The sequence below is a fragment of the Haloimpatiens myeolchijeotgali genome, from assembly GCF_042688525.2.
In the GTDB taxonomy this organism is placed as follows: Bacteria; Bacillota; Clostridia; order Clostridiales; family Clostridiaceae; genus Haloimpatiens.
Genome location: NZ_JBHWAB010000001.1, coordinates 945487 through 959751, shown reverse-complemented (window position 1 = coordinate 959751; position 14265 = coordinate 945487). Strand labels below are relative to the sequence as shown.

At 26.7% G+C, this 14265-nt stretch carries 10 protein-coding genes, 1 pseudogene and 1 riboswitch; of the genes and pseudogenes, 3 read left to right on the top strand and 8 right to left on the bottom strand.

Annotation, left to right across the window (positions count from 1 at the left end):
• Positions 1 to 13 precede the first annotated feature (13 nt).
• The gene (larE, locus tag ACFIJ5_RS04315; RefSeq protein ID WP_379804221.1) at positions 14 to 841 is read right to left on the bottom strand and encodes an ATP-dependent sacrificial sulfur transferase LarE; all 828 of its coding nucleotides are present in this window, start codon (positions 839 to 841) and stop codon (positions 14 to 16) included.
• 14 nt (positions 842 to 855) lie between these two features.
• Positions 856 to 2076 carry a nickel pincer cofactor biosynthesis protein LarC gene (larC, locus tag ACFIJ5_RS04310; protein WP_379804218.1) on the bottom strand — a complete coding sequence of 407 codons (1221 nt, stop codon included), beginning with the start codon at positions 2074 to 2076 and terminating at the stop codon, positions 856 to 858.
• A 512-nt stretch (positions 2077 to 2588) separates the two neighbouring features.
• Between larC and ACFIJ5_RS04305 the strand changes: the two genes are divergently transcribed.
• Complete coding sequence (locus tag ACFIJ5_RS04305) at positions 2589 to 2858, top strand: DUF1294 domain-containing protein (protein WP_379804215.1); 270 nt, start codon at positions 2589 to 2591, stop codon at positions 2856 to 2858.
• Between the two features lie 594 nt (positions 2859 to 3452).
• On the opposite strand, the gene ACFIJ5_RS04300 is transcribed toward ACFIJ5_RS04305, so the two are convergent.
• The 5 genes from ACFIJ5_RS04300 to ACFIJ5_RS04280 form a co-directional block, all read right to left on the bottom strand.
• The gene (locus tag ACFIJ5_RS04300) at positions 3453 to 4799 is read right to left on the bottom strand and encodes an aspartate aminotransferase family protein (RefSeq protein ID WP_379804213.1); all 1347 of its coding nucleotides are present in this window, start codon (positions 4797 to 4799) and stop codon (positions 3453 to 3455) included.
• Between the two features lie 17 nt (positions 4800 to 4816).
• On the bottom strand, positions 4817 to 6079 hold the full coding sequence (locus ACFIJ5_RS04295; RefSeq protein ID WP_379804210.1) for a hypothetical protein: 1263 nt from the start codon (positions 6077 to 6079) through the stop codon (positions 4817 to 4819).
• Positions 6080 to 6271: 192 nt separating this feature from the next.
• Positions 6272 to 7135 carry a methionyl aminopeptidase gene (locus ACFIJ5_RS04290; RefSeq protein ID WP_379804207.1) on the bottom strand — a complete coding sequence of 288 codons (864 nt, stop codon included), beginning with the start codon at positions 7133 to 7135 and terminating at the stop codon, positions 6272 to 6274.
• A 496-nt stretch (positions 7136 to 7631) separates the two neighbouring features.
• Positions 7632 to 8063: a signal peptidase II gene (lspA, locus tag ACFIJ5_RS04285; RefSeq protein ID WP_404661152.1), complete on the bottom strand. Its 432-nt coding sequence runs from the start codon at positions 8061 to 8063 to the stop codon at positions 7632 to 7634.
• A 430-nt stretch (positions 8064 to 8493) separates the two neighbouring features.
• Positions 8494 to 9507, bottom strand: a complete 1014-nt coding sequence (locus ACFIJ5_RS04280) for a CotS family spore coat protein (protein ID WP_379804203.1) — start codon at positions 9505 to 9507, stop codon at positions 8494 to 8496.
• A gap of 125 nt (positions 9508 to 9632) precedes the next feature.
• On the opposite strand from ACFIJ5_RS04280, the gene ACFIJ5_RS04275 reads away from it, so the two are divergent.
• The gene (locus tag ACFIJ5_RS04275; protein WP_379804200.1) at positions 9633 to 10757 is read left to right on the top strand and encodes a glycosyltransferase family 4 protein; all 1125 of its coding nucleotides are present in this window, start codon (positions 9633 to 9635) and stop codon (positions 10755 to 10757) included.
• A gap of 338 nt (positions 10758 to 11095) precedes the next feature.
• Here ACFIJ5_RS04275 and ACFIJ5_RS04270 read toward each other — a convergent pair whose 3' ends face one another.
• Positions 11096 to 12379 (bottom strand): Na+/H+ antiporter NhaC family protein, encoded by a 1284-nt coding sequence (locus ACFIJ5_RS04270; RefSeq protein ID WP_379804198.1) that lies wholly within the window; start codon positions 12377 to 12379, stop codon positions 11096 to 11098.
• Positions 12380 to 12447: 68 nt separating this feature from the next.
• Positions 12448 to 12551, bottom strand: a riboswitch (SAM riboswitch).
• 207 nt (positions 12552 to 12758) lie between these two features.
• On the opposite strand from ACFIJ5_RS04270, the pseudogene ACFIJ5_RS04265 reads away from it, so the two are divergent.
• Positions 12759 to 14104: pseudogene (locus tag ACFIJ5_RS04265) on the top strand (MATE family efflux transporter).
• Positions 14105 to 14265: the final 161 nt, after the last annotated feature.

Genomic DNA, 14265 nt, shown 5'->3' with positions numbered 1-14265 from the left:
CACCCTCATTTCTTCATTTCTCTAATAATTCCATACCACTAACTCTATATCCCTGCATATCTAATGTAACATATTTAAAACCATATTCTTTTAATTTGCTTACAATATTATTCATTACTTCTATATTAAAAATATTCTTCATATCTTCAACTGCAATTTCTATCCTTGCTATGTCTTTATGACATCTAACTCTTACAGCTTTAAAACCTATACTTATCAAATATTTCTCCGATTTTTCTATCTTCTTTAAATCTTCAATTCTAATTTCATTTCCATATGGAATTCTTGAAAGTAAACATGCATAAGCTGGTTTTTTCCATGTACTTAATTCTAATATTTTTGAAGCTTGTCGTATTTCAGCTTTTGTAAATTCATTTTCAAGTAAAGGACTCCTCACTCCTAACTCCTTCAGTGCCTTCATTCCTGGTCTATAATCTTTTGTATCATCAAAATTTGTTCCATCTAAAATGTATTCATATCCTTTTTCCTGAGCTAATTGTTTTATTTTTGAAAATATAGTTTTTTTGCATAAATAACATCTATCCTTTGGATTATATTTTATTGAATCTACAATTTCAGTTTGTATAAACTCATGTTTTACTCCTAAGTTTTTTGTAAAATCTTCAGCTTCTTTTATTTCCCATCTAGGTATATATGGAGTACTTATAGTTACAGCTAGTACATTATTACCTAATGCCTCATGTGCTGCTTTAAGTAAAAAAGTACTATCTACTCCTCCTGAAAATGCCAAAATACAACTTCTCATTTTTTTTATATAGTTAACTAAATTTATGTATTTTTCATTTAAATATTTATTATATTCATTTTTATCATTTTCCATAATATATCACCTTTTTACTTCTTTTTATTTAAGTTTTTAGAAACTTCTTTATATATCTCATTTATTGACACATTATTTTTATATGCTAATTCTTTACACTCTTCATATTCTGCCTTAACCTTAATTTCCTTATCACCTAAATAAGCATTTTTAATTGTAACTTTTCCATATATAGTATCTATTTTATCAAAATCTCTTCTTAAAATTGTTCTTCTAGTTTCATGTTCTCTAACACCTAAAGTAGTAGTTTCACTTAAAATTATTTTTTTTAATTCCTCTTTGTTTTTTTCATTACATAAAACACTTAGTTTTACTCCAGGTCTACCTTTTTTCATAACTATTGAATTCATATAAACATCTAACGCACCTTTACTAAAAAGCCTTTCATATACATAATCATATATTTCAGGATTCATATCATCTATATTCGCTTCTAGTACAAAACATGTATCATTTTCACAATAAACTTTGCTAGTTTCATCATTATTATTCTCTATACTTGCCAAAAATACCCTAAGCACATTTGGAATTTCTGTATCTCTACCACCAATACCATAAGCCACTTTTTCTATGTTAAAAGTTTTATTATCTGTAAATTCATTAACTGTAGTCGCTATAATAGCTGCTCCTGTAGGAGTTGTAGTTTCAAAAGGTACAATACCGGATTTTACAGGAATACCTTTTAATATTTCTACTGTTGCTGGAGCAGGAACTGGAATTACTCCATGTGCACATTTAACAAATCCTCCTCCTAATTCTATAGAAGATGCCATTACTTTATCCACATTTAAATAATCTAAACATATAGCTGCCCCAACAATATCTACAATTGAATCAACAGCTCCCACTTCATGAAAATGTACTTCATATAATTCCTTCCCATGAACCTTTGCTTCAGCCTTTGCAACTTTCATAAACATATCTAAACTAATCTTTTTAACATTTTCATTTAAACTACTAGAATTAATTATGTTTTCTATATCCTTCAAATTTCTATGTACATGGTTATGTTGATGATGATGTTGTTGATGTTCATGTTCTAAAATAACATCTACTTTTGTACCAGTTATTCCTTTCCTCATGTCTCTACTTACCTGTATTTTAAATTCCTCATTTATATTAAGTTTTGATAATTCATCTATTAAATAATGCTTATCTACACCTAAATCTATCATAGCGCCTAAATTCATGTCTCCACTTATTCCTGAAAAACAGTCATAATAAAGTACTTTCATTTCATATCTCCTTCACAATTTAAAATTTGAAAATCTACTAGTAAACTAATTACATTATACATTACTTTTTATAAATCTTATTGTAAAAATTTATTATTCCCATAATTCTTTCATTTTTACTTTTAAAAATTGAATTTATGATTTACAATTACAATTATAAACATGGAAATAAATTTATACTAATTATATTAACTATAATTTAATCTCTTCAAGTTATTCCTTGTTGCCTGTATACAAAATATGTATGTAAAGCATATAGAAAACTCCGTCTGAATCCAAAATCCTACTTATACTAATATTTTTAAATTAAATTTATATCTATTAAACAATAAAATTATAGTTAATTACTCAATTTTCGCAGTAAAAAAATACTGCTTAGCGAAGGGAAATGATATCTTGCGTAAGAAACATTTGAACAAAGTTTACAAGTTCTAAGCAAGATATCATTTCCCGTAGCAGCTATTTTCCACCTACGAAAGTTGAATTAATTAATAATTCAAGGAGAGGTAAGCATGAAATTTTTGATCATATACTTAATTTTAATAAACTTATACGGTGTATTATTAATGTTTTTAGATAAATATAAATCTAAACATAATAAATGGAGAATTCCAGAAAAGAACTTATTTATGATAGCCTTAATTTTAGGAAGTTTAGGGATATTCATAGGTATGTACTTATTTAGACATAAAACTAAACACCAAAAATTTGTAATTGGCATTCCTTTAATTATGATTATTCAAATTTTCATTGTTAGCAAAATAATATTAAAATTTATTTAATTAAAATTTATTTAATTCAACCTTTGCGGTAAAAACTCTATCTAGCTAAGAGAACTGATATATTGCATAAGAAACATTTAACAACAATTAATAACTCAACATTCGCAGGACAAAAATACTGCTTAGCGAAGGGAAATGATATCTTGCGTAAGAAACATTTGAACAAACAATTAGTAATTCTTGGTCTAAAAATTTACAGTGTACTTATGTAATATTTTTATATTATAAACTAAAACTTATTGCCTGTGGTAAATATCTATATAGTATATAGGATATCATTGGAACAAATTCTACAAGTTCTTAGTCTTACGAATTTCAAAAGAGTTATTTTCTGATAATTAATTCCTCTGGAATATTTTTTAGAAAATCTCCTTTTGAACATGAGTAAGACTTAGAACTTGTTACTGAAGTGACACGATTCCTAATACTATATAGATATTTACTTCACAGGCTCTAGACACTTGTGTCAACACAAATTTTTAAACCTTAGGATTACTTTGTAAAGTAATTTGAGCAAATGTTTCCTAGCAAGATATCATTTCCCGTAGCGGCTATTTTTCATCTGCGAAAGTTGAGTTATAACTTAAACTTTGCTTAAATTAAATTTTTTGCAATATTTTTTACCCCACTTACTGTGAGTTTACTAATACTATCATTGTCTTTTAATAACCTATCTAAACAATCCACAAAATAATCTGCTTCAGATTTATTTATAATTAATGGAGGTTCTACTCTTAAAACATTAGGATTGTTTATTGTAAAACTTGTTATTATATGATATTTATTCATTAATTCTGATATTATTTTTGAAATTATCACTTTAGTTATACCTTTTGGAAGTATACCCTTCACATCGTTAAATTCAATTCCTATCATAAGTCCCATTCCTCTTACATCTTTTATAATGTCATATTTGCATTTTAATTTTTCTAATTTATTCAACAAATATTTTCCCACTTCCTCAGAATTCTTAGAAAGATTCTTCTCTTGTATTAAACTTAACGTTTTAATTGCTGCAGCACATGCTAATGTATTTCCACCAAAAGTATTTCCTAAAATTAGCCCATATTTCATTTTTCCATAAGTATCATCCCATATACTATTTTTTACGCACATACATCCAATTGGAATAATACCACCACTTAATGACTTAGAAAGACATAAAATATCTGGAACTACATTAAATTTTTCATAACAAAACATTGAACCACATCTACCAAGACCGGTTTGAATTTCATCCATAATAAAAACCACATTACTTTCATTACACAGCTTTCTTAACTCCTTAAAATATTCTTTTGAAGGAATCGCAATTCCTCCTTCACCTTGAATTGGCTCAACTAATACAGCTGCTACTTCATTATGATTTATTTTCTCTCGTATAGAATCTATATTACCAAAAGGTACCTCAATAAAATCAAATAATAAAGGTGAATAATTATATTTTTCTTCCGTACCAAGAGCAGAAATTGCTCCTAACGTTTTTCCATGATATCCATTTTTACAATAAATTATAGTTCCTTTTTTTGTATATAATGCCGCTGTCTTTATAGCCTCCTCTACAGTTTCAGTTCCACAATTCGTAAAGAAACAATACCTAAAATTTTTATTTGTTATATAATTTATATTATTGGCAAGAACAGCTGCCACTGTATTTTTAGACGTTTGAAGCATATTAGGTCTATTTTTAAACTTATCAATTGCATCAAATACTTCACTACAATTATGACCTAAATTTAATGCTCCAAAACCTCCTAACAAATCTAAATATTTATTACCCTCCTCATCATATACATACATTCCTTTAGCACAAACAAAATTTTTGTCTACACCTATAGATTTAAAAAACTCATATCGAATTGGATTATAATAATTTTTATACAATTTATCTATCTTTTCACTACTTAAATTCTCAATATCCTCTACCTGTATAAATCCCATAGAATTCTCCTCTTTTATTAAAATAAAATTACCTTGTCGCCTATAATTTTAAAAAATGCTTTATACTTTTTAACTTTATTATTTTTCATATCAATTATATTCGTGTATGGCTCATAAATACTATATTGATTATAAGTCACTAAATATCTATCTTCTAAACATTCCTTTGTTAATCCTAAATCTACTGGATAAGAATATTCTATTTGTCCATTCATTACTTCTTTTACCTTTGTAACATTATTATTACGTAATTTCTGTGCAAAAACTCCTTTATATTTATTTTCAAAGCTATAAGAAAATCTTGTGTTATTTAAAATATCTCCTGTTATTTCGTCAAATTCAGTTTCATCTGTAATAGTAAATACTTTTCTTTTCAAAGTATCTCTATTTATAAATACAACTTTTTCTTCATTCATTTTATCGAAATCTTTGAGTATACAATATATATTTTCCCTATCTACTCCATAAAACAATTCATATCCTTCATATCCTCTTGTAGCTAACTCATAAAATTCTAAGTTTAAAACACCATTTTTAACCTGTTCTATAAATTTTTTTAAAGGAATAACCTTTAAACTATCTTTATAAAAAAACTTATGCATTTGACTTTCATGATATTTTTTATATTTTACAAACATTTCATACTCCTGTTCTTTTTCCCAAGTTTCTATATAGTTTTCTTCATATATGATACATTCTTCACTACCAAAATTAGTTTTAAAAAATACATCTTTAACGCCTTTTAATAAACTTTGGTCATTTATCTCATAGGCATTTTTTGTGTCTATCTCAAATAAGTATCCACACGAGTATCCATACTGTGAATCTTCAAAATTATCAATTTCTATTTCATTCTCCCAATTAATAGGCTCTTTTGCAAATGCACATATATAATTATCTGTAAGCACCTCTATCTTTACTTCAGAATATTTGTTTTCTATTTTAAATTTAAAAATTTTACTTTCTTTTTCTGTATCTAAATCTATCTTATAAACATCATACTCATCATATATAATATTTCTCTTTTTTGTTAAATAATATATACAATTTTCTCCTTCTATGTTTTTATTATAAACTGTACCATATTGTATTCTATCATTGTTTTTTCTCAATTTTCTAAGTCCTTTAGTCTTATTATCATAAACATAGTAATCAAAAACTCTATGTTCAGGAAATTTATATCCTATACGTTTTATTTGCTCACAAATTATTTTATTGTTAACCTCTTGTATTGGCTTGTATATTTTTTCTTTACCACTTCTAATATCTAATATTTTCATATAACACACCTCTAAGTATTTTTTCTTCTAACCTGTTTGATATCATATGTATATATATGATTCTAACCATTTTATGGAATAATATACATATGATGTACAAATAACTATAAAAGAAAAAGATTTCTAAACTTCTGGCTTTTTACTACCTTTGAAATTTAGAAACCTTTATTTACATTTAATCAAATAATTAATCTAAGTCAATATTTCATATCCATCTTCTGTTACAACTAATGTATGTTCCCATTGAGCTGATAATTTTCCATCTGCTGTAACAGCTGTCCAATCATCCTTCAAAATTTTACATTTATAAGTTCCTTCATTTATCATAGGCTCAATAGTAAAAACCATTCCTGGAGCTAATACCATATCAGTATTCTTTTTTCCTACATGAGCTACAAAAGGTTCTTCATGAAATTTCATTCCCAAACCATGACCACCATAATCCCGAACTACTGAATAACCATTACTTTCTGCATAACTCTGAATAGCATATCCAATATCACCTAATGTTCCAAAAGGCTTAACTTGCTCTATTCCTTTATATAAACATTCTTTGGCAACTTTTACTAATTTAGTAGCTTCTTTTGATCCTTCACCTATTATATACATTCTACTAGCGTCAGCATAGTATCCATCTAATATAGTTGTTACATCTACATTTACAATATCTCCATCTTTCAATACAGTATCATCTGGTATTCCGTGACATATTACATCATTAATTGATATACAAACACTCTTAGGATATCCCATATAATTTAATGGAGCTGGAATACCATTATGCTTGATAGTATATTCATGTACCCATGTGTTTATCTCATCAGTAGTTACCCCTGCTCTTATTTTTTCTCCTACCATATCTAATATACCTTTAGTAATTTTACCGCTCTCTCTAATTCCTTCTACTTGTTCAGGAGTCTTTATTAAATCTCTAGTAGGAATTATATGACCTTCTTGTGCCATAGCCATTAACTTTGCATCTTGTTCCAAATGGCATCTCTTATATTTTTTACCACTTCCACACCAACACAAATCATTTCTTGATAATTTATTCATCTTTACACCTTCTACTCTTTATTTAATTTATTATTATTTTTATAACTATCAATTCAACTTTCTTATAAAAACAAAGACATGTGTTGCATAAAAAATCTGCATACATACTTGTTAATTGTTAGTTGAAAAACTACAACTATTGAATTATCATTTTTTAACTCACATAACATATATTATATTAACACATTTTCAAATAATATAAAAATTATACACTTAACAACAATTAAAAATTAATAATTAAAAATGAATAATTGCAGTAAGAAAATACTGTCTAGCGAAGGAAAATGATATATTGCGTAAGAAACATTTGAACAAAGTTTACAAGTTCTTAGTTTTACGAATTTGAAAAAAGTTATTTTTTAATTACTGATTCCTATGGAATATTAATTAAAAAATCTTTTTTCAATATGAGTAAAGCTTAGAACTTGTTACTGAAGTGAAATGTTTCAGAGCAATATATCATTTTCCGCAGCAGCAAAATTGAGTTATTTTACTATCACACTGCTCCAATAATAATCATTATACTTCCTATTATTATGAAAAAATCTGCTATGTTAAACACAGGGAATTTTTTTATATTAAAATATATGAAATCTACAACATAACCTTTAAGTATTCTATCTATTAAATTGCTTGTCCCTCCGCCTATCATGAATATCATACCTACCTTAACTAAATACATTTCTCCATATTGCAGTATATTTAATAAATATGCACTCAAACACAATAATCCTATTATAGAAAGTCGTATTATTATTTTTAAGTTGTTTTCTAAAACCCCAAATGCTCCACCAGTATTCTTTACAAGCATCAGTATAATTTTATCTCTACAAAAACTTTTAGTAATTCCATGCAATAATGTTTTTTCCATTTTATACTTATAATACTGATCTACTACTATTATAAATATAAAAAATATAAAAATCATAAATTTTATATTACATAATTTACTTATATTCAAAATACCCATCTTATAATTTTATACCCCTCTCGTTATTACTATGTATTCAACTTTCGGAGGACAAAAATACTACTTAGCGAAGGGAAATGATATATTGCGTAAGAAACATTTGAACAAAGTTTACAAGTTCTAAGCAAGATATCATTTCCCGCAGCGGCTATTTTTCACCTGAGAAAGTTGAATTCTTAATTATTGTTCAAATAATTCTATACTATAATTATATGTTAACTATTATATTTTGGGAATTTAAGTTTACATTCATAGTAAAAAAATAATAGAGCCTATATCTTATAAAAAGACATAAGCTCTATCTTAATTTACTTTTCATTTAATTTCCATCTACCCCAAAAGCATTGCTGTAATTGGCCTTACCAAACTAGAATAACAATTTTTAAAGTTATATACTTTCCTTCTGATTGTATTCTTTCTTAAAATTTTCAATAAATCTTATATAATTATCTTTTTCATTTTCTAATTTTTCTATCTTTTTAGCAAATGTATTTTGTATCCAATTTATTTCATTATAATAATATCTATTTGATAATCTCCAAAATCTTTGAGGGAAAAGTAAAAATGCAAAAATCACTCTATATTCTTCCTCTTTTAAAGGACTTATAGAATTGTATTCTTTAATAATCAAGTTAGCATATTCAATATCCCATTCCACTCTTTTTAAAACCTTTATCATAAAGTTAGATATATCATATGCTCTTAATTCTCTTTTACAATAATCAAAGTCAATTACATTAAATTGTTCTGAATTATCAATTACTATGTTATGAAAAGTATAATCATGATGACAAAAACTCTTTTTCTGTTCTGCTATTTCACAAAGTTTATCATATTGTGAATCCTTCAAAATATTTATTGCTCTGAGACCTAATTTTTTATAAAATTCTACATTCTTAATGTAAGCTAGATCAAACTCACCTTTTTTACTCTTTTTCTTTCTACCTATGTTTCTCATCTTATCTAACCCTTTTATACGTTTTTCCATGAGATAATGCCATCTGCCTAGGTCACTTTTCAATTTACTGTTTTCAGGTGGTTCATATCCCTCTGTTCCTAAATGCATTTTAGCCAAATTTTGTGCTGCTTTCGCAACTTCTTCTTTACTATGAAAATCACATTCTCTTCCATCAATCCATTCAGAAAGAGTATATATATCTTCATTAACTAAAGCATAAGGTTCACCCTCAGTATTTAAACAATATCTATCTATACTAGTAAAACCATTTTTTATTAGATGCTCCTTAGCTCCATATACAAAATAAAGCTTTTGAATACCATAATTAATCTTTTTTAAACACTTTACTCCCTTATTCGTTTTTAAGCAATATACTCCTTTATTGGGTTTTATACTGTGAATCTTAACATCAAATTGTCTTTCTATTTCAAATTCTCTCATCATTCTTATCACCCCCATTTAATCTATATGTGTAATTTTATAAATTTATACTTTATTTTCTATACATAAATTTAACATAAATTGTAATAAAATTAAATATAAGAAAATAATTTTAAAGGAGATATGTAATGAAAATAGCCATAGATTCTAGAGCTGCAGAATGGTATAGAGGAACAGGAATTGGAACTTATTCATTTCAACTCATTAATTTTCTAAATAAAATTGATAATATCAATGAATATACCCTTTTTATGTCTGAAAGTGTTAAAAACTACATACCATTTAATAAAAATTTTACTATAAAAAATACATTACAAAGAAATGAAGATAATTTTTGGAATGAAGTTAGCTTTCCTAATAAGTTAACATCTAAAAATTTTTCTCTTTATCATGTTCCTCACAATGGCATTGGACTTCCTCATAAAAAAAATTGTCCTTTTGTTATAACTCTTCATGATATTATACCTTACAAAATGCCTGAAACAGTAAGCGATACTTATTTAAAAATTTTTAATAAAGAAATTCCAAAAATTATATCTCATAGTGATGCTATAATAACTGTCTCTCAATACTCTAAAATGGATATAATAAAAGCTTTTAACTATCCAGGGAAAAAAATTTATGTAACTTATCTTGCAAATGAAGATATATATAAACCATTAGATAAAAATACATGCAAAAATTTAATTAAAAAATACTATGGTATTAATAATGATTTTATTCTTTATATAGGTGGTTTTAGTCCTAGGAAAAATATCATTGGACTTATAGAAGCGTTTAGTTTATTTAAATCTTTCTACAAAAGCAATATAAAGCTTGTAATAGGTGGAAAAAAAGGTAAGTCATTTAGTTTATATAAAAAACGTTCTATAGATTTGAATATTGAAAATGATGTATTATTTACTGGTTTTATTCCAATTAAACATTTGCCTTACTTTTATAATGCCTCTAAATTATTTGTATATCCTTCTTTCTATGAAGGCTTTGGTCTTCCACCTATTGAATCAATGGCTTGTGGTACTCCTGTAATTACCTCTAACAGAACTTCTATACCAGAAATTTTAGAAGATGCTGCATATTTTATAGATCCTAATAATATTGATGAGTTATGTAATTCTATGATTAGAGTATTAGAAGATACTAATTTTTCAAATTTATTAATCAAAAAAGGCTTTGAAAAATCTAGTTCTTTGACCTGGAAAAAAACCGCAAAAGACACTTTGTCGGCTTATAAGAAAATTGCTAAAACATAGTATATGAATAGTTGACAGTTAAGAACACCTTTTACAGATGAAAAATAGCCGCTGAGGGAAATGATATATTGCTTAGAAACCTTTTACCTTAAAGATAATTAATAGTTAATAATGAATAGTTAATAATTAAGGAAATTTTGCCTTAGGGCAAAATAACTAATATATAATTTAAAATTTTTGCTAAAGCAAAAATCAACCTTAATTATTAATTTTTAATTATTAATTCTTAACTGATATTAAATGTTTCTTACGCATATATCATTTTCCTTGGCTAAGCAGTATTTTTTACTGTCAACTATCAACTGTAATCTTTCCTCTGCAAAAGTTGAATCTTTAACTTATAGTTTTGAAAAAATTATTGCTATAATAGCTGTGATTCCCAATAAGTAAGGATAGAACAAGAACTTAATTATCAAAAATGGTGAAACTGCTGCAAGACCTGCTGCTGCAAGAATTTGTGCTCCGTAAGGTATAATCCCTTGGCAAAAACAAGAAAAAATATCCATAAGACTTGCAACTTTCCTCGGCTCCAAATTATATTCATCACTTATTTCCTTAGCAATAGGACCTGCCATAACAATTGCTATAGTATTATTGGCAGTACATAAATTCACTATTGATACCAATAATGCTATTCCAAATTTAGCACCTCTTTTACTATTAATTCTACTTTTAATAAATCCTAATATAAAATCAATTCCTCCATTGTACTTTATAAGTTCTACCATTCCACCAATTAAAATAGAAATTATTATAAGTTCAGACATGCCTGATATTCCTTTACCAATAGAATTTACAAATCCCCATATGTCAAAACTTTTAGTCAATATACCTATAACCCCTGTAAAAATAATTCCTCCTACTAAAATTTTTATCACATTTATACCTATAAGCGCTGCTATTAATACAGCTAAATACGGAATAACTTTTATAATACTATAGGAATAATTTTGACTTAATGTAACACTTCCTGATTTATTAATAAATATAAAAATTATTAAAGTAACAACAGCAACAGGAAGAGCAATATATATATTTGTCCTGAATTTATCTCTCATCTCACAACCTTGAGTTCTGGTAGCCGCTATTGTAGTATCAGAAATCATAGATAAATTATCACCAAACATAGAGCCACTTATAACAGCTCCTAATGCTAGTCCTACTGGTATACCTGTTTTCTGTGCAATTCCAATAGCCATAGGAGTTATAGCTACTATAGTACCCATAGATGTTCCTATAGATAATGAAATAAAACATCCAATAATAAAAACTCCTCCTATTAGAATATTACCCGGAAGAATAGAAAGCCCTAAATTTACAGTAGAGTCTACTGCTCCCATATCTTTGGCAACTTGAGCAAAAGCACCTGCCAAAATAAATATTAAACACATTAAAATTATATTTGAATTTCCTGCACCCTTACAAAATACTTCTACCTTTTCATTTATACTTTTCTTATTATTAATGATAAGTGCTGTTAAAGCCGCTGTAAGAAACGCTACAGTTATCGGCATCTTATAAAAATCACCAATACTAATTGAAGTAACTAAATACATAAGTAAAAAAACAAATAAAGGCAAAAGCGCCCACAAATTCCCCTTATTTTCTGTATTTCTTTTCATTTGTTAGCCTCCTTTTTATTTAAAAACAAAAAAACTTCTTGTAGACAAACAAGAAGTTTATACTTTACCTCTTATCTATCAAGTAAATTTACTTGCAGGAATTAGCACCACAGAAATATCTCTAGGTTGCCGGGCTTCATAGGGCCTGTCCCTTAGCCGCTCTTGATAAGAAATCATATTCACTTTTAACATTAATTTTCATTCTACCACATTTTTTTTATTTTCTAAAGTCTAAATTTAAATATATATTTACGAGATTCTGTAAATTCATTATATTTCTTTTATTATACTTTACTTTCTATAAAAAAATATGATATAGTTCATCTATGTTATTATTTTTTTCTTTTTACATATATAAACAAATAAGGAGGTTGAATTTATGGATAGATCTGAAAAATTAGGTAGTGAAAAAATAGGAAAATTACTTTGGAAATTTTCAATACCTGCTATTATAGGAATGCTTGTAAATGCTTTATATAATATTGTAGATAGAATTTATATAGGACATATCCCTAAAGTAGGTAAATATGCACTTTCAGGCTTAGCAACCACATTACCAATTTCAACCATAATAATGGCATTTGGTATGCTTGTTGGAATAGGTTCTTCTGCATTAATATCCTTAAAACTAGGTGAACAAAAAAAGATGAGGCAGAAATAATTTTAGGAAACTCATTTACTTTAGATGTAATAATTTCTAGTTTAGTAGGTATTTTGGGAATACTATTTTTAAATCAAATTCTTATAACGCTTGGTGCTAGTCCAGAAGGTTTACCTTATGCTAAAACATATATTTCAATAATTTTATTAGGTGCACCTCTTCAAAATATTGGTTTTGGAATAAATAACAGTATACGTTCTGAAGGTAATCCTAAAATGGCTATGTTAACAATGCTTTTGGGAGCTATAGTAAACATAATCCTAGATCCAATTTTTATTTTTGTGTTTAAATTAGGTATTCAAGGAGCTGCTATTGCTACTGTAATATCTCAAACATTTAACACTATATGGGTAATGAACTATTTTGTAAATAAAAAAAGTAAAAGTGTTCTTAAAATCAAAATAGAAAATTTAAAACTTAAATTTAACATTATAAAACAAATTTTCGCTATAGGTATGTCCCCTTTTGCTATGCAAGTTGCAGCTAGTGCAGTTGTAATGTTATATAATAAAGGTTTATATACCTATGGAGGAGACTTAGCCGTTGCTGCAATGGGAATAATCAACAGTATAGCTATGCTTATTTTTATGCCTATGTTTGGTATAAACCAAGGTGTACAACCAATAATAGGTTACAATTATGGTGCAAAATCTTATGGTAGAGTTAAAAAAGCTCTTAAATTAGCAATATTTTCTGCTACCAGTCTTGCTATATTAGGTTTTTTATGTGTTCAACTATTTCCAAAAACTTTAATTGGTTTATTTGTTAAAGACGATTTAGATTTAATTAATATTGGAGCACGAGGTTTAAAAATAGATTTGATGTTTTTACCTATAATAGGCTTCCAAATAGTTGCATCAAATTATTTTCAAGCTATTGGCAAAGCTAAAATTGCTATGTTTTTAAGTTTATTAAGACAAGTTGTTGTTTTAATACCTCTTATACTAATACTCCCTATTTTCCTTAAATTGGATGGACTTTGGTTTTCTCAACCATGTGCAGATATCATAGCTTTTATACTAACAGGCTTTTTCTTATATGTAAATTTAAAAAGCTTAAAATAAAAAATAAAAAATTGACTAATAGTCAATTAATATGTCGATAATTAAATCTATTTTTGTTATATAACCGACTATTGCCTTTTCTAACCTTCTACAAAATTTGACATGTTTAGTATCAAATTATATAATTTAAACTTGTATAAATTATATAATATTTACATTTA